Source organism: Citrobacter sp. RHBSTW-00859 (genome assembly GCF_013729795.1).
Taxonomy (GTDB): Bacteria; Pseudomonadota; Gammaproteobacteria; order Enterobacterales; family Enterobacteriaceae; genus Citrobacter; species Citrobacter braakii.
Genome location: NZ_CP056284.1, coordinates 196467 through 212871, shown reverse-complemented (window position 1 = coordinate 212871; position 16405 = coordinate 196467). Strand labels below are relative to the sequence as shown.

Annotated in this window: 14 protein-coding genes, 1 tRNA gene and 1 other RNA gene; 3 read left to right on the top strand and 13 right to left on the bottom strand. The window is 53.4% G+C overall.

Translation table 11 applies throughout. The features are described from left to right. Window positions 1-19 precede the first annotated feature (19 nt). From HV302_RS01045 to HV302_RS00990, 12 genes are all read right to left on the bottom strand, one after another. The gene (locus HV302_RS01045; RefSeq protein WP_016154900.1) at window positions 20-1222 is read right to left on the bottom strand and encodes a sigma-54 interaction domain-containing protein; all 1203 of its coding nucleotides are present in this window, start codon (window positions 1220-1222) and stop codon (window positions 20-22) included. A 176-nt stretch (window positions 1223-1398) separates the two neighbouring features. Continuing rightward, window positions 1399-2403 carry a dipeptide ABC transporter ATP-binding subunit DppF gene (dppF, locus tag HV302_RS01040; protein WP_003827418.1) on the bottom strand — a complete coding sequence of 335 codons (1005 nt, stop codon included), beginning with the start codon at window positions 2401-2403 and terminating at the stop codon, window positions 1399-1401. Beyond that, entirely contained in the window at window positions 2400-3383 is a 984-nt protein-coding gene (dppD, locus tag HV302_RS01035; protein ID WP_019078085.1) for a dipeptide ABC transporter ATP-binding protein, read from the bottom strand. The genes dppF and dppD overlap by 4 nt, the downstream gene beginning before the upstream one ends. A 10-nt stretch (window positions 3384-3393) precedes the next feature. Then, entirely contained in the window at window positions 3394-4296 is a 903-nt protein-coding gene (gene dppC / locus HV302_RS01030; RefSeq protein ID WP_016154902.1) for a dipeptide ABC transporter permease DppC, read from the bottom strand. Window positions 4297-4305: 9 nt separating this feature from the next. Further along, window positions 4306-5325, bottom strand: coding sequence for a dipeptide ABC transporter permease DppB (gene dppB / locus HV302_RS01025; RefSeq protein WP_016154903.1), 1020 nt, complete (start codon window positions 5323-5325; stop codon window positions 4306-4308). 161 nt (window positions 5326-5486) lie between these two features. Continuing rightward, the gene (dppA, locus tag HV302_RS01020) at window positions 5487-7094 is read right to left on the bottom strand and encodes a dipeptide ABC transporter periplasmic-binding protein DppA (protein ID WP_016154904.1); all 1608 of its coding nucleotides are present in this window, start codon (window positions 7092-7094) and stop codon (window positions 5487-5489) included. After that, a complete protein-coding gene (locus HV302_RS01015) occupies window positions 7009-7245 on the bottom strand; it encodes a hypothetical protein (RefSeq protein WP_137398959.1) in 237 nt (78 codons plus the stop codon). The genes dppA and HV302_RS01015 overlap by 86 nt, the downstream gene beginning before the upstream one ends. A gap of 419 nt (window positions 7246-7664) precedes the next feature. Continuing rightward, window positions 7665-7798: non-coding RNA, RtT sRNA (locus HV302_RS01010), on the bottom strand. A 33-nt stretch (window positions 7799-7831) separates the two neighbouring features. Beyond that, a tRNA-Pro gene (locus HV302_RS01005) sits at window positions 7832-7908 on the bottom strand. 91 nt (window positions 7909-7999) lie between these two features. Beyond that, a complete protein-coding gene (gene eptB / locus HV302_RS01000) occupies window positions 8000-9694 on the bottom strand; it encodes a kdo(2)-lipid A phosphoethanolamine 7''-transferase (protein WP_181626811.1) in 1695 nt (564 codons plus the stop codon). A 210-nt stretch (window positions 9695-9904) separates the two neighbouring features. Continuing rightward, window positions 9905-11107, bottom strand: coding sequence for an L-lactate MFS transporter (locus tag HV302_RS00995; protein ID WP_016154906.1), 1203 nt, complete (start codon window positions 11105-11107; stop codon window positions 9905-9907). 251 nt (window positions 11108-11358) lie between these two features. After that, the gene (locus HV302_RS00990) at window positions 11359-12060 is read right to left on the bottom strand and encodes an autotransporter outer membrane beta-barrel domain-containing protein (protein WP_016157717.1); all 702 of its coding nucleotides are present in this window, start codon (window positions 12058-12060) and stop codon (window positions 11359-11361) included. Between the two features lie 159 nt (window positions 12061-12219). Here HV302_RS00990 and tag point away from each other — a divergent pair, with 159 nt between their 5' ends. Together tag and HV302_RS00980 are read left to right on the top strand one after the other, a co-directional pair. After that, the gene (gene tag, locus HV302_RS00985) at window positions 12220-12789 is read left to right on the top strand and encodes a DNA-3-methyladenine glycosylase I (RefSeq protein ID WP_047358205.1); all 570 of its coding nucleotides are present in this window, start codon (window positions 12220-12222) and stop codon (window positions 12787-12789) included. Beyond that, entirely contained in the window at window positions 12779-13219 is a 441-nt protein-coding gene (locus HV302_RS00980) for an N-acetyltransferase (protein WP_016157718.1), read from the top strand. Before tag ends, HV302_RS00980 begins: the two co-directional genes overlap by 11 nt. Here the strand turns inward: HV302_RS00980 and HV302_RS00975 are convergent. Beyond that, entirely contained in the window at window positions 13188-15521 is a 2334-nt protein-coding gene (locus tag HV302_RS00975) for a molybdopterin guanine dinucleotide-containing S/N-oxide reductase (RefSeq protein ID WP_181626810.1), read from the bottom strand. The two genes, HV302_RS00980 and HV302_RS00975, sit on opposite strands and share 32 nt — an antisense overlap. Window positions 15522-15680: 159 nt before the next feature. On the opposite strand from HV302_RS00975, the gene HV302_RS00970 reads away from it, so the two are divergent. After that, on the top strand, window positions 15681-16343 hold the full coding sequence (locus HV302_RS00970; RefSeq protein ID WP_016157720.1) for an OmpA family lipoprotein: 663 nt from the start codon (window positions 15681-15683) through the stop codon (window positions 16341-16343). Window positions 16344-16405 lie beyond the last annotated feature (62 nt).

The window sequence follows — 16405 nt, the reverse complement described above, 5'->3', positions numbered from 1 at the left end:
CGTCAGTCACTGACGGCGCTTAACTCACACTCTCCAGTTGATAGCTGCGAATTTTATTCAGTACCGTGGTATGTGACACCCCCAGCGCTTTAGCGATATGCCGCGACGACACATTCTCTTCCACCATCTGTTCAATAAGCTGGCGTTCAGCACACAAAACCTGTTCTTTAAAAGGACGTTCTGTCGGCGTCAGCTCAACAGCAGGCAAATTCACCATCCCTAATTCTTCCCGCGTAATGACGTCGGATTCCGCCATCAGCATCAGGCGAATGATGGTATTTTCCAGTTCGCGAACGTTTCCCGGCCAGGTGTGATGATGCAGGGCATCAAAGCAGGCTTTATCCAGAATGATCCGTCGCTGGAATTCCTTCGCGTATTTCTGCACAAAGTGGCGAATCAATAGGCTGATATCCTGCGGGCGCTCCCGCAGGGGCGGAATGGTCAGTGAAAGTACATTGATGCGGTAATAGAGATCGGCGCGCAGCAGACGTTGTTCCACCATCTCTTCCAGATTGGCGTTGGTTGCCACAATAATGCGCACATTGACCGGAATAATTTGCGCCCCGCCAACGCGACGGATCCCGCCATCCTGAAGTACGCGCAGTAATTTAGCCTGTAAGCTCAGCGACATTTCACCAAATTCATCGAGAAAAAGGGTGCCTTTATCGGCCATTTCAAACAGCCCTTTTTTGCCTTTACAATCTGCACCGCTAAAAGCTCCTTTCTCATAGCCAAAGAATTCACTCTCCATCAACGACTCAGGTAGCGCAGAGCAGTTGACCGGAATAAACGGATAAAAACGTCGCTGCCCGGAATTATGGATAGCCCGGGCCAGCAGTTCTTTGCCAGTACCCGTATCGCCGCGGATCAAAACGGTATATTTGCTGTCGGCAATTTTTATCGCCTTTTCGATAAGCGAGTGCATGCTCTGGCTGCTACAAATAATGTCAGAGAAATAGCGCGGGCGTTCCGGCTCAGGCGTCGACAGTTCGCTTATCTCTTCACACAGGTAAGCGACGTTAATAATATCGGCGCGCCGGCCTAAACAGGATTGCACGCAGGAAATATCCTGTAACTGCCGGCACCAGGATTTAATCAGGATCCGTCCAGGCGTGACTTTCATGGAGATGATATTGATATCGCAGCAGGAAAATTCCTTCAGGACATCCTCAACCATCGACAGACGATCAATTGTTTTAATATCCCAGCGTATCGTGACCACATTTGCTCCTGACAGTTAGCAACTGCGAAATAGATATTTCTGTGACGAGAGGAAATCTGACTACATTTTAGACGCTGTGGAATAATGTTCTGCCAGAGGACTCACATTGTGGACGTAAAAACAAAATATAAAAAAACCGTAGCACAAGGCTCCGGTTATCAGGTCATAACCCACGTTTATTGCTGTGGATTTTCATCCTGGTCAACAGCGAAACAGGCCACGAGTTGTCCACCGTAATCCTTCAGTTGCGGCTGAAGCTGGGTACACGGACCAAAACGCCGACGGCAGCGGGCATTGAACGCACAGCCCGGCGGTGGATTCAGCGGGCTTGGCAGCTCACCGGTCAGCTTGATACGCTCGCGGCGATCGTCCGGATTCAGGCGCGGCGTCGCAGAGAGCAGCGCCTGCGTATACGGATGACGCGGATTATTGAAGATCTGATCCTTCGTTCCTTTTTCCACGCAACGGCCTAAATACATCACCATCACCTCATCGGCAATGTGCTCTACCACCGACAGGTCATGCGAGATAAAGACGTATGACAGCCCCAGTTCCTGCTGCAAGTCCATCATCAGGTTCAGCACCTGCGCACGAACAGAAACGTCCAGCGCCGAGACCGGTTCGTCGGCGATCACCACGTCTGGATCAAGCATCAGCCCGCGAGCGATGGCAATACGCTGACGCTGACCGCCGGAGAACATGTGCGGATAGCGGTCGTAGTGCTCGGTTTTCAGCCCCACTTTCGCCATCATCGCCAGCGCTTTTTCACGACGCTCCTCTTTACTTAGCGTGGAGTTGATCAGCAGCGGCTCTTCCAGAATCTGCCCTACTTTCTTGCGCGGGTTCAGGGAACCGTAAGGGTTCTGGAACACAATCTGGATTTTCTGCCGGCGCAGCTTCTGCGCCTGCGGGTCGTGCTTAAGCAGATCCTGCCCCTGATAATACAGCTCACCGCCGGTCGGGACTTCAATCATCGTCAGCAGGCGACCAAGGGTGGATTTCCCACAGCCCGACTCGCCTACCACCGCCAGCGTTTTGCCGCGTTCCAGCGTAAAGGAGACGCCGTCCAGCGCTTTCACCAGGCGTTCCGGGGCGAACATCCCCTTCTTCACCGGGTAGTGTTTTTTCAGGTCAATTGCCTGCAACAGCGGCTGTGGCAAAGCGGCCTTTTGCGTACTCATAGCCCAGGCCTCCCGGCATCATCAAGTGGGTAGTGGCATTTCGACTGACGACCGCCTTCCAGCAGGTTCAGTTCAGGTTCTTCAGCGCGGCATTTGTCAGTCGCATAGGGGCAGCGCGGGTTCAGTAAACAACCGGTCGGGCGGTCATATTTACCTGGCACCACGCCCGGCAACGAAGCCAGACGCGCTTTATCCTGAGCGAACTCCGGCAACGCGCGCAGCAACGCCTGGGTATACGGATGACGCGGCGCGCGGAAAATATCCTGCGCGGCCCCGGTTTCCACTACCTGCCCGGCGTACATCACAATGATCTTGTGCGCCGCTTCGGCCACCAGCGCCAGGTCGTGCGTGATTAAGACCAGCGCCATGTTCTCTTTTTGCTGCAATTCCAGCAGTAGCTCGATGATCTGCGCCTGAATGGTCACATCCAGCGCCGTTGTCGGTTCGTCGGCAATCAACAGCTTTGGACGACAGGCAATCGCCATCGCGATCATCACGCGCTGGCTCATCCCACCAGACAACTGGTGCGGATAGACATCCAGACGCGAGGCCGGATCGGGGATCCCCACCAGCGTCAACAGGTCAATCGCCCGCTGAATACGCGTTTTTTTGTTGCCGCCCTGGTGCACCTTAATGGCTTCCATAATTTGGTAGCCGACGGTGTAGCACGGGTTAAGGCTGGTCATCGGGTCCTGGAAGATCATCGCCACTTCCGCGCCCACTAACTGGCGACGCTCTTTCTCAGAGATGCGCTTCAGGTCACGACCATTAAACTCCAGATTTTCGGCCATAACGCGGCCTGGGTAGTCAATCAATCCCATGATCGCCAGCGAGCTGACGGACTTACCAGAGCCGGACTCCCCTACAATGCCAACCACTTCACCCTGGTTCACGCTGTAACTAATGCGGTCTACGGCACGGAATTCGGACCCCACATCGCCGAAGTGCACCGATAATTTATCTACATTTAATAACGCCATCTCGAACCTCTTACTGCTTCAGTTTGGGATCGAGCGCGTCACGCAGACCGTCACCCATCAGGTTAAATGCCAGCACCGTCAGCAGGATTGCCAGCCCCGGGAAGGTCACGACCCACCAGGCGCTTTGGGCAAATTGCAACACGTCAGAGAGCATGGTGCCCCATTCCGGCGTAGGCGGCTGTGCGCCCATCCCCAGGAAGCCGAGGGCAGCCATATCGAGAATGGCGTTAGAGAAGCCAAGCGACGCCTGAACAATCAGCGGCGCAAGACAGTTAGGAAGAATATTGACGAACATCTGGCGCATCGCACCGGCTCCGGCCACGCGGGATGCGGTAACGTAGTCGCGGTTAACCTCCACCAGGACGGCGGCGCGCGTCAGACGCACATAGTGCGGCAATGCCACGAACGTCAGCGCCAGCGCGGCATTGCCAATCGAGGGCCCAAATACCGCCACCAGCACCAGCGCCAGTAGCAGGCTCGGCAGTGCCAGCATGATATCGACCACACGCATGATGACGTTATCGACAATCCCGCCAAAGTAACCGGCAATCAGCCCGAGAATCACGCCCATCAGCAGGGAGAGCACCACCACCAGACAGCCGACCAACAGAGACAAACGCGCACCGTACATCAGGCGGGACAGCACATCGCGGCCCACATCATCAGTACCAAACAGATGCGCCATGGTACCACCTTCCTGCCACGCAGGAGGAGCCAGCAGCGTATCGCGGAACTGCTCTGCCGGGTTGTACGGCGCGAGGACGTTGGCAAAGACCGCAATCAGGATCATCACTACAACGTACACCAACCCAACAACCGCACCTTTGTTGCGTTTAAAATAGTGCCAGAACTCCTGCAGCGGGGTCATGGGCACCGGTGCAGCAATAACTTTATTTTCAGTAACCTGTGACATGATGGCCCCTTACTTCCTATGCCGAATACGCGGGTTCACCACGCCGTACAGCAGGTCTACCAGCAGGTTGACGAGGATAATCATCGTCGCGACCAGCAGTACCCCGCCCTGTACCACTGGATAATCACGGCGTTGTAGCGCATCGATCAACCAGCGTCCCAGTCCCGGCCACGAGAAAATAGTCTCGGTCAGGATCGCCCCAGCCAATAACGTACCGACCTGCAGGCCGATAACGGTCACAACGGGCAGCATCGCGTTACGCAGAGCGTGAATGATGATGACGCGCATACGGGTCAGGCCTTTGGCGCGTGCGGTACGAATGTAATCTTCACCCAGTACTTCCAGCATCGATGAACGAGTCATACGCACAATTACCGCCAGAGGAATGGTGCCAAGCACCATTGCCGGCAGGATCATATGCGCCAGCGCATCGATAAAGTTGCCCTCTTCACCCCAAATGGCGGTGTCAATCAGCATAAAACCGGTCAGGGGATTGGAATCATCAAGGAACACCATGTCGCTCACCCGACCGGAAACCGGCGTCAGGTTCCACTGCACGGAAACCAGCATGATCAGCATCATGCCCCACCAGAAAATCGGCATGGAGTAACCCGTCAGCGCCAGGCCAACGGCAGTGTGATCGAAAATGGAGCCGCGCTTAACGGCAGCAAGTACACCCACCGGAATACCCACCGCAACGGCGAAAATCATCGCGCAGACGCCAAGTTCCAGCGTTGCTTTAAAGCGAGGAACGAACTCTTCCCACACCGGTAATCGGCTTTTCAGCGAGATACCTAAATCACCATGCATAACCCCCCAGATGTAATGGAGGTACTGCTGCCACATCGGTTTATCCAGACCGAGTTCAGCCAACAGTTGAGCATGACGCTCAGGGGAAATTCCACGCTCACCCGCCATGATCATTACCGGATCGCCGGGGATCATATGAACGAAAGCAAAGGTGAGAAGAGTGATACCGATAAACGTGGGGATGACGAGTCCCAAACGTCGGAGAATGAACTGCAACATAACCCGGATTCTCTCTAATGACGCACGGCCTGGAACCGTGAATCTGTATTGCTCACAAATCTTATCTCCCCCTCCAGCGAGAGGGAGATAAAGCATTACTGTCAGGTGGCGCTACGGTGACCCGACTTAACGGTCCGTAGCGCTGCCTGGCTTGCTTTTAATTATTCGACAGAGACGTTTTCGAAGTGATGTTTGCCTAATGGATCAACCACATAGCCTTTCACTTCTTTACGCACTGGTTCATACACGGTGGAGTGAGCAACAATCAGAGCCGGGGCCTGATCGTGCATAACAACCTGAGCTTGCTTGTACAGTTCAATACGTTTGTTGTGATCGTCGGTCGCACGCGCCGGCTGGATCAGATCTTCAAACGGCTTGTAGCACCAGCGAGAGTAGTTGGAACCGTCTTTCGCTGCCGCACAGCTGAACAGGGTGGCGAAGAAGTTGTCCGGATCCCCGTTGTCACCGGTCCAACCCATCATCACCGCCTGATGCTCACCCGCTTTGGCGCGTTTCAGATATTCGCCCCACTCGTAGGTCACAATCTTGGCCTGAACGCCAATTTTCGCCCAGTCAGCCTGAACCATTTCCGCCATACGGCGGGCGTTCGGGTTGTAAGGACGCTGTACCGGCATGGCCCACAGCTCAACGGTAAAGCCTTTATCCTGACCCGCTTCCTTCAGCAGCGCTTTAGCCTTTTCAGGATCGTAGGTGTAGTCTTTAACGTCGTCGTTATAGCCCCACATGGTCGGTGGGATCAGGTTTTTCGCGGCAACGCCAGCGCCCTGATATACCGCTTTAATGATGGCTTCTTTGTTCACCGCGTAGGTCAGCGCCTGACGGACTTTCACGTCATCAAACGGTTTCTTCTCGGTGTTGAAAGAGAGGTAGCCAACGTTCAGACCGGCCTGCTCCATCAGGTTAATATTTTTATCCTGCTTCATACGCGCGATATCTGCCGGGTTCGGGTACGGCATCACCTGGCACTCGTTCTTCTGCAGTTTGGCGTAACGCACGGAAGCGTCAGGCGTAATGGAGAAGACCAGACGGTCAATCTGTGGCTTGGTACCCCAGTAACCTTCGAATGCTTTATACAGAATACGGGAGTCTTTCTGGTACTGCTGCAGCTGGAACGGACCGGTCCCAATTGGGTTCAGATCCACTTTCTCCGGGGAACCGGCTTTCAGCATGTTGTCTGCATATTCTTTGGAAAGAATAGAAGCGAAGTCCATCGCCAGGTCAGCCAGGAAAGGCGCCTCCGGGCGAGTCAGCACGAACTGAACGGTTTTATCGTCCACTTTTTTCACTTCGGAGATCAGATCTGGCAGACCCATCCCTTCGAAGTATTCATAGCTACCGCCAGAGACTTTGTGGTACGGGTTCTGGGCATTTTTCTGACGATCGAAAGAGAACACCACGTCATCGGCGTTTAAATCGCGCGTCGGTTTGAAATCTTTGTTGTCCTGCCACTTCACGCCCTGGCGCAGGTGGAAGGTATAGGTTTTACCGTCTTCGCTGATTTCCCACTTCTCAGCAAGGCCCGGGATCACTTCAGTTGTACCGGTTTTGAACTCGACCAGGCGGTTATAGATCGGCACGGAGCTGGCATCATAGGTCGTGCCAGAGGTGAAAAGCTGTGGGTTAAAGCCTTCAGGAGATCCTTCTGAACAATAAACCAGAGTTTTAGCCTGTACGCTTGCGGCGCAGGTCATAGCCACCAGGCTCAGACCAAGCTTCAGCATCCCTGACTTCTTCAAGGAAATACTCATTCTTCTGCTCCAAATGTGATGTTTGTTGTTTTACCCTTTGCAGTGGGTTTGCACCGCCTGGCCTTTTTTGTTTTTTACCCGGCCGGGTCGGCGTTAAGAGGATAGGGATTCCGTTCACATAAGCGACTGAGTTGCAGTGCGGATTCTCCATGAAATGCCCCTCATGCCCTACAATCTGTCAACAGAATGTGAAAACGTCAATACAGGTAACCGTGATTTACACCAACGGTGAGAATTCGCAAACAAAGATTAAAAAAAGTGCAGAAGGACATTTTCAGCAGGGAAATTTGTGCTACGCGCACTATGCCAGAATAAACATCTTCATATTTCGCAACATTTGGTGATTAACATTTATGCAAATTATTAAAACTTTCTAAATTAATGCTGCATATCTGAGCGATTAATGCCATGAACGCTAAAGCGCACAGCGGAAAATGCCAGGTTCAGCCATAAGTAGCGCAAAAAAAGTTTCAAGCAAATATAAAAAAAGGCAATGGAATATGTCACAGAATCGTTAACAGTCAGTGGGAAGTGGTGCACAATTTTTGCAGATAAAAGGAAGGTCAATTTTGGTCGGAGAGAGAGGATTACTCGCCACTGACGTGGCTCGCCCTACGGGCCGTTGCTAACGCAACGTTCTCTCGCTGCGCTCGAGTCGAACCTCTTACCCCCGGAGGTTCTCATCCTCGTGGGTTTCAAATGCAAAAAACCCTGCTCGTTGAGCAGGGTTTTGAATTTGGTCGGTGATAGAGGATTCGAACCTCCGACCCCTTCGTCCCGAACGAAGTGCGCTACCAGGCTGCGCCAATCACCGAATGCGGGGCGCATCTTACTGCTCAGCCGCGCCCCCGTCAATCCCTTAGTATCAAAATGCCATTTGATCGGCGAGAAAGTCAGCAGCCCAATTACTGAGCCGTAACCTTCTTCGCGTCCGGGATACGGCACCAGTTGTTATTCTCGTTAATACCGCCCTTTGGCGAGGTATAACCGAGGCAACCCAAGATAGTGTCGTACAGTTCCACATGACGACGCGGCACCTTCATATCAGCTTCTTGCTTCAGGTGTGCAAACGCCTTCGCATGGTCTGGGTCTTCCAGATATTTATCTGACATCCACACCAGCATAGGAACGCGGAACTGCTCTGGCGGAGCCATTTTACGCGGCGTACCGTGCAGGTGCTCACGCTCGTTAATCGACTCGCCGTGATCGGCGGCGTAGAACACTATCGCTTTCTTATCCCGCAGTTGATCAAACACTTTGGTAATAAAGTGATCAACATAGGTTACCGAGTTATCAAAAGAGTTAATCATCTCGGCTTTCGAGCAACCGCTATCCACATTGACACACTCCGGCTTCCACTGCGCATATTCGCGGGTGTAGCGCTGCGTGTAGTTAAAATGCGAACCTTTGGTATGCAGAATAATCAGACGTTTGCCATCATCGTCATTCGGTTGCAGAGACTGCTGCATTTCGGTAATCAACAGCATATCGTCAACGTTCTTGCCACGGTTACGCGGCTCTGCGCCAATCTGCTCTCGGTAAGCGATGTTCTCCGCCATGGTATTGCTGTAGAACCACATCTCGCTTTGCATCGCGTAGAGGTCTGTCTTGAACCCTAACTGACCGAGCACGGAAAAGACGTTTTGTTCTTTCAGGGTACGCTGCGGGTTTTCTTCCGCTCCACCTTCACGCACAAACATACAGCGCAGCGAAAGCTTGGTCGCCGTGTCACAGGAATATCCACGGAACGCGGCCAGGTTTTTCTCCTGGGCGAGCCTTGGAGTGGTATTTCGCTCATAGCCAAAAATCCCCATATGGTCCCAGCGGGTCGTTTCGCCGATAATAAAGACCACATAGGTGTCGTCGAGGTTCTTGGGCTCAACATAGGTAAATTTCTTCGCCGGGTTCATCAGCGATTTGTTGTCTGAGGATTCATCCACCTGTGCCCAGGCGTACAAACCCAGCGCAGAGAGCCAGTTTGACGGCAAGTAAGAGTTCGCCACAACCCCGCCATAGCTGGGTAAATCGATACCTGTTTCTCGCTCTACGCTTCTCTGTTGCATGCTCAGCAGGCGAATCGGCGCCCACACCATCAGGCCGGCAAGTAAAACTACCGCTACGCTACGCCACCTCATGCCCGGTGTACGAATTTGTCTCATCAACGTGTAGCGGCAGCGGTTACTCCAAATCAGCACCAAGGGAATAATACTGACCGAAACCAGCCACACGATGAAATGCCAGCCGACGACTTCTTTCGATAAATCAATATCCGTGGTCATTACGGAGGCGATAATACCGTAACCAATTACCACGTTCAGGAAGGTCATATAATAACTGGCGCCGGCAGAACACAGCACCAAACAGGTTGCCAGGACACGCCAGGCGCGGCGGCCAAACAAAGAGAGAAGGCGTAGTAAAAAGAAGGTCACCAGCACAGTGCCGGCCAATTCAACAACCGCGGAAAGTCCTTTCCAGACGGTAAAATCGTGCGCATATCCGCTAAAACGACGGAAAAATACAGCACAGTTCATAAACAAACCGATATAGATTGCCAGCAAGAAACTGAGTTTCTGCTGCGTCATCGACTTAATGTATCTCATGCAAACAAACCCTGGAAATCGGGATAAAAAACCCTGAGCAGCGATCAATCAGACCTGACAGAGGAAAAATGCGACAACAGCAGAGGTGAAATGTCTACGGGCGCGGGTAAGTAGACCACAGGAGGGAGCAAAAGTGCTTATAGAGAATGAAAATGGCGCATAAATTTTTGTAAATATATGCGCCAGGTATTAATCATACTACTAATAGATTTAGGCGTGCGCCTCGGTATAGACACTACGTTGTGGCTGACGAATAGTGGTAGAAAGCGCCAGCGAAATGATTAACAGCGCAAAGATGACGCAGAAGGTCACATAGAACCCGCCAAACAGCGAGGCGATAATGGAACCGCAAATGCTACCGATACCGAAGCCCAGGTAAATAACACCGTAGTTTTTAGCCAGGTTATTCAGACCGAAGAACTCGCTGACCAGTGACGGGAATACGGTGATGGTGCCGCCAAAGTTAAATGCGACACAGGCAATTGCCATAAAGAAGGTTACGTCATTCAGCGGTGCGAACAACAGTGCAGCCATACCGACCAGAGAAACGACCTGACCAATGGTGATCACGCGAATACGGGAGATTTTATCGGACAGAATCCCCAGCACCAGACGACCCGACAGGTTCGCGATAGAAATGACGGTAACCGCATTCGCCGCCGTCGCCACATCCATATGCGCCAGGCTTTGTGCGATATCTTTCGCCACGCCAATGACGTACAGACCGCTCATACACGCTGTCAGGAACATGACTGCCAGCATCCAGTACTGCGGTTTGCGCATGGATTGCGCCAGGGTGTAGTCGTTCTCAACCACGCCATTCTTCGCTTTCACTTCCTGATTCGGCGCATCTTTCATCAGCGTGGAGCCAAAGACGATCATCACCAGTACGATCGCGCCCCAAATCATGAAGGTTTTTTCCAAGCCCACGGTGCTCAGCAGTTGGCTGTCGATAAATTTAAAACCGAGGCTGCCAAGGCCATAAGAACCGATGGCAAAGGCGGAAATCAGCCCTTTACGCTCAGGGAACCATTTTACGCAGTTGGAAAGCGTTAACAGGTAACCTGCGCCATCCGCCAGACCAACCAGCACACCAGCGCTCAGCCACAGCATAATCAGGCTGTTGGAATGGGCGGTTAAGAAGAAACCGACGCCGAGTAAAATACCGGAGGCCATGGTGACGCGTTTCACGCCAAAACGTTCCTGCAGCTTGCCGGCAACGGAAGAGGAAATCGCCAGCCCGAGGCTCAGCAAGCCAAAAGAAAATGCCACCTGACTTACCGGCGCATCGAGCTTAGAAGAGAGCGCGCCATTAAACAGGCTCCAGGTATAAACAGAACCTAAAGCAAATTGGGTAATAATCGTGCCGATCAGTGTTAGCCAGCGAGTGCGCTGATAATCAGAAGTTTTCATGGCAGTCTTCCTGCATAAGCAAAATGGGAAATTCTCTGCCAACAACCATACCGAAGCGCTTTTATGGCCAGGAGAAAACGGCATGAAATGCCACCAGGACGGAATGAAATGCCTGGAATGCGGAATGAATGACGAGACAAAAAGTCGGGTTACTGAATTTTATCGTAAGAGTTAGTACACGCTATCGCTGAGGGGCGTGTGATTGTTGATCTCAATATGTAACAGAGATGTTTATATGATGATTGTTTGCGTTAAAATTTGGCACTCACTCCCATGGTGTACATATAGTCGCTGTTATTGGCGCTATTTTCCGCCTGCGAAAGCGCCGCGTAAGCCGCCATGTGCCTGTTCAACAGCATATCTGCGCCAACGGTAACATCCAGCCAGTTACCGTCTTGACCCGCCGCCGTCATGCGACTGAGGCCCGACTGCGCTTTCCAGATATTCTCGCCAAACTGCTGGTTATAGCTGATTTGCGCCCACGGTCGCACATCACCGAACTGAGAATTGACTCGCCAGCCTAACGTGCTGACGCTGGCATGCCACAGCGGATCGTTCTGCGTTACCGACGTCACGCTATCGCCAAATTCGTTGTAAGTAGACGTGGTCGAACCGTCATAATGCAGCGCGGCCACCGGACCGGTCATCACCTGCCTTGAAAGCGGAAAGTTCCAGCCCATACTCATGCCGCTGGTCGCATCCATAGGCGTTTCATCCGCCAGATTCACCACGGGACCCGCCACGTTTTGAGTGGAGCGAATACGTTCTTCCAGAATGTCGTTATAACGTGGTTGGTGATCGCTGTCCCATGTATAACGTTCAGCCGTATGCCCTGACATCGCATCAACGATATATTCTTGTTGCCAGCCATATGCTGTATTGATGAACAGCGCACAAACTACGACGCTCGCCAGAGTTAACCTTTGGCGACCACTACTGTTTCTTATAATCATCAACGCGACTCCAGAAAAGAGCCGAATTCGGCGATATTATTGTCATTGTGTGAAGGATATCGGGCCCATCAGGCCCTGTATTAAATATTGTCTTTTTAGCTGGCGCGTCAAGGCGGGCCGAATGAAATTTTTACGCCAGTAAAAACAGCGAGGAAGAATATGCAGCGTTGCGGATGGGTCAGCCAGGACCCACTTTACATTGCCTACCACGACAAGGAATGGGGCGTCCCCGAAACAGATGGCAACAAGCTGTTCGAAATGATCTGTCTGGAAGGCCAACAGGCCGGTTTATCGTGGATCACCGTGCTAAAGAAACGGGAAAATTATCGCCACGCCTTCCACCATTTTGACCCGGAAAAAGTGGCGGCCATGACCGAAGAAGATGTGGAAAGACTGGTACTGGATGCCGGCATTATTCGCCATCGAGGAAAAATTCAGGCCATTATCGGCAACGCTCGCGCCTTTCTGACCATGGCGCAAAACGGAGAATCGTTTAGCGAGTTCGTCTGGTCGTTTGTTGATAACCAACCGCAACTGACCCGCGCCGCCAACCTGAGCGATATCCCCACCTCTACACCGGCGTCAGATGCTCTGTCTAAAGCGTTAAAAAAACGCGGATTTAAGTTTGTCGGCACCACCATCTGTTACTCCTTTATGCAGGCATGCGGCCTGGTCAATGACCATGTCACCAGCTGTATCTGTTACCCGGGAGAACAACATGATTCGTGAATCAAAGGCTGACGATCTACCGTCGATTCTGGCGCTGTGGATGGAAAGCACGATCCATGCCCATCCGTTTATCGAAGAACGCTACTGGCGCGAAAGTGAATCCATCGTGCGGGATGTTTACCTGCCAGCCGCACAAACCTGGGTATGGGAAGAAGAAGGGGTGCTCAAAGGCTTTGCCAGCGTCATTGACGACCGCTTTCTCGGCGCGCTGTTCGTCGCGCCTGCCGCCATCAGAAGCGGGATCGGCAAAGCGCTGGTGCAGCATGTGCAGCAGCGCTTTTCGTTACTCAGCCTCGAGGTCTACCAGAAGAATCAATCAGCGGTGAACTTCTACCATGCGCTGGGTTTTCGCATTGAAGATGGCGCATGGCAGGAAGAGACTCACCATCCCACGTGGATTATGGGCTGGCAGGCGGATCAAACGCCGTAAGCGCCAACGTTGGTCCGCTGTATTTTTCGAGCCACGCCAGCGCAGTGTTGCCCGCACAGCCATTCCCCAGCTTCGAGCTGGGGAGATCTTTGGTCAGCACGTTGACGGCGCCATTTTTACAAATACCGTTGGCGGCGAGATCCAAATCAGGCCAGGCGCCCTCATGAATACAGATGACACCGGGTTTAATTCCCGTCGTCACGACCGCTCCCGCCAGAACGTGCCCACGCTGGTTCCACACCCTGACCGTGTCGCCATCCGCAATACCGCGCGCTTTGGCATCCTGCGGATGAATCGTGACGGGCTCACGATCCGCTACCGCATACTGTTCGCGCAACACGCTGTAATTTAGCTGACTGTGCAAACGGTGCGCCGGATGGGCGGAAAGCAGCTGTAACTGGCCCGGCTCGGCGTTACCGAACCACTCATCCGGCTCCAGCCACATCGGATGCCCCGCACAGTCCGCGTAACCGTAACCGGCAATCCTCGCGGAGTAGATTTCAATTTTACCGCTGTCCGTTTTCAGCGGATGCGCCTGTGGGTTGCGGCGAAAATCCGCGAAACGGATAAACTCCGCGCTGGCGGCGTTTTCTGGCATTTCGATCAGCGCATTCCGCTGCCAAAACTCGGTGAATGGCGGCAACGTCACCTGCTGGCTAGCCCCACGCTGCCCGGCAATGTTGTAAAAAGTCTCCAGCCATTCCAGCTCGCTTTTGCCTTCGGTAAATCGCTCATACCCGCCCTTCTCCCAGCGTTCACTCAGCTCGGCAAAGACATCAAAATCATTTCGCGCTTCACCCTGCGGCGGTACAACCTGCTTCATCGGCACCAGATGCTGGTTGCTGTAATCGCCGGTCATGGTCAAATCATTACGCTCAAAAGACGTCGTCGCCGGCAGCACGATATCGGCATGCTTCGCTGCGGCTGTCCAGAAACACTCCGAGATAACCACCAGCTCCGGTTTTTGCCAGGCGCGAATCAGACGGTTGGTGTCCTGATGATGGGTGAAGTTGGCGCCGCCCGCCCACCACAGCATACGGATGTCCGGGAAATGGCGGTCCATCCCGTTGTGCTGATAAAAACCACCGGGGTTCTCCAGCGCTTCAACAATTCGCGCCACCGGGATTTTATCTACCGCGTCGGTACCGTTTTTAACGCTGCCCTGCATTGAAGCCAGCACCGCAGCACGGCGCGTTGGGTTGCCGCCGTTGGCAAAATGGTACGACAGCCCAAAGCCGCCGCCAGGCGTCCCGATTTGCCCGAGCATGGCGGCCAGCGTGACAATCATCCAGTGTTTCTGCTCACCATACTGCTGGCGTTGCATACCCCATCCCGCCATCAGCATGGTGGTGTTTTGGTGAAATATCGCCGCAAGCTCACGTATTTTCGCCGCCGGAACACCACAAATTTCAGCGGCCCATTCTGCCGTTTTTGCAACATCGTCAGATTTGCCCAGCAGATAGTCGGCAAAACGGTCATATCCGGTCGTACACCGAGCGAGAAAGTCCGCGTCGTGCCAGCCGTTTTCCACCAGCGTATGCGCGATACCCAGCATCAGCGCCACGTCGGTTCCCATATGTGGAGCGATCCATTCCATCTTCTCGCCAAAGAAATCGACGCTTTCCGATCGCATCGGATCGATACAGATCAACCGCTTCCCGCTGCCACGCAGTGCCTCAAAGTAAGCGAGGCCCTGCTCGTCGGAGGCGTTCCAGGCAATTTTCAGGGTATTCAGCGGATTGGCGCTCCATAACACCACCACTTCGCTGTTCTCCAGCACCACCGGCCAACTGGTCTGCTGCTGGTAAACTTCGTTACCGCCCACCACGTACGGCATGATGGCCTGCGCAGCACCCGTCGAGTAATCCCCCAGATGCCCGGTATAACCACCCGCCAGCGCCATATAACGCTGTAGCAGGGTCGCTGCTTTGTGTAACACGCCGTTGGAACGCCAGCCGTAGGAACCGGCAAAAATCGAAGCCGGGCCGTAGCTGTCACGGATGCGTTTATGCTGCGTATGGATAAGATTCAGCGCGTCGTCCCAACTGACACGAACAAATTCATCCTGCCCGCGCACCCCCTGCGGATTCTCCGGCGAGGCGAGAAAGCCTTTACGCACCATGGGAAAACGTACCCGCGTTTTACTGTGTACCTGGTCGCGCACCACGGTTTGCAAAGAGTTGGGATGGGCGGTGGGCAGCGCGCCGCGAGAGGAGAAAACCGTCTCGCCATCGGTTTCGACGAGAATAGGTCCCCAGTGGGCGGCGGTTAACACCGAGTAATGTGCGGGTGAATTAGCCAAGATGGCGCTCCTGAATGCGATGTGACGGCTTATTTATTATGCCGTTCAATGTTACTTACAAATTTCAGAGTCTTCCCTGGAATTTTCTTCATGTTCACACGTCATAATCAACCGCCACGGTCGCTGTGGCAAAGAAGAAAAAGTCATTAAGGAATTAAGATGAAGAAACGTGTTTTTGTTATTGCTGCCATCGTGAGCGGCGCCCTGGCGGTTTCTGGCTGCACAACAAACCCTTACACCGGCGAACGCGAAGCGGGTAAATCCGGCATTGGCGCGGGTATTGGCTCTCTGGTCGGCGCGGGTATTGGCGCACTCTCTTCTTCGAAGAAAGATCGCGGCAAAGGCGCGCTGATTGGTGCGGCGGCTGGCGCGGCCGTTGGCGGCGGTGTCGGCTATTACATGGACGTGCAGGAAGCAAAACTGCGCGACAAAATGCAAGGAACGGGCGTCAGCGTGACGCGCAGTGGGGATAACATCATCCTGAATATGCCAAATAACGTCACCTTCGACAGCAACAGCAGCAATCTGAAACCTGCGGGTGCCAACACCCTGACCGGAGTGGCAATGGTACTGAAAGAGTACAATAAAACCGCCGTCAACGTGCTCGGCTTCACCGACAGCACCGGCAGTCAGGATCTAAATATGCGCCTGTCGCAGCAGCGCGCGGACTCCGTGGCCAGCGCCTTAATCACTCAAGGCGTCGCCGCTAACCGTATCCGCACTCAGGGTATGGGCCCGGCAAACCCGATCGCCAGTAACAGCACGGCGGAAGGTAAAGCGCAAAACCGCCGCGTAGAGATCACCTTAAGCCCGCTCCAGTAACGTTTTGTGCCGGATAATGGCAGCGTCTTATCCGGCATGAAGCACTTGCCATCGTTGATTTT

Bases quoted from the DNA above. Each gene is read 5' to 3' on its own strand.
- dppD (WP_019078085.1), bottom strand. From the start codon at position 3,383: ATGGCGTTATTAAATGTAGATAAATTATCGGTGCACTTCGGCGATGTG.
- HV302_RS00990 (WP_016157717.1), bottom strand. From the start codon at position 12,060: ATGATTATAAGAAACAGTAGTGGTCGCCAAAGGTTAACTCTGGCGAGC.
- HV302_RS00970 (WP_016157720.1), top strand. From the start codon at position 15,681: ATGAAGAAACGTGTTTTTGTTATTGCTGCCATCGTGAGCGGCGCCCTG.
- HV302_RS00980 (WP_016157718.1), top strand. From the start codon at position 12,779: ATGATTCGTGAATCAAAGGCTGACGATCTACCGTCGATTCTGGCGCTG.
- dppC (WP_016154902.1), bottom strand. From the start codon at position 4,296: ATGTCACAGGTTACTGAAAATAAAGTTATTGCTGCACCGGTGCCCATG.
- eptB (WP_181626811.1), bottom strand. From the start codon at position 9,694: ATGAGATACATTAAGTCGATGACGCAGCAGAAACTCAGTTTCTTGCTG.
- HV302_RS01015 (WP_137398959.1), bottom strand. From the start codon at position 7,245: ATGGAGAATCCGCACTGCAACTCAGTCGCTTATGTGAACGGAATCCCT.
- dppF (WP_003827418.1), bottom strand. From the start codon at position 2,403: ATGAGTACGCAAAAGGCCGCTTTGCCACAGCCGCTGTTGCAGGCAATT.
- dppA (WP_016154904.1), bottom strand. From the start codon at position 7,094: ATGAGTATTTCCTTGAAGAAGTCAGGGATGCTGAAGCTTGGTCTGAGC.
- HV302_RS00995 (WP_016154906.1), bottom strand. From the start codon at position 11,107: ATGAAAACTTCTGATTATCAGCGCACTCGCTGGCTAACACTGATCGGC.
- tag (WP_047358205.1), top strand. From the start codon at position 12,220: ATGCAGCGTTGCGGATGGGTCAGCCAGGACCCACTTTACATTGCCTAC.
- dppB (WP_016154903.1), bottom strand. From the start codon at position 5,325: ATGTTGCAGTTCATTCTCCGACGTTTGGGACTCGTCATCCCCACGTTT.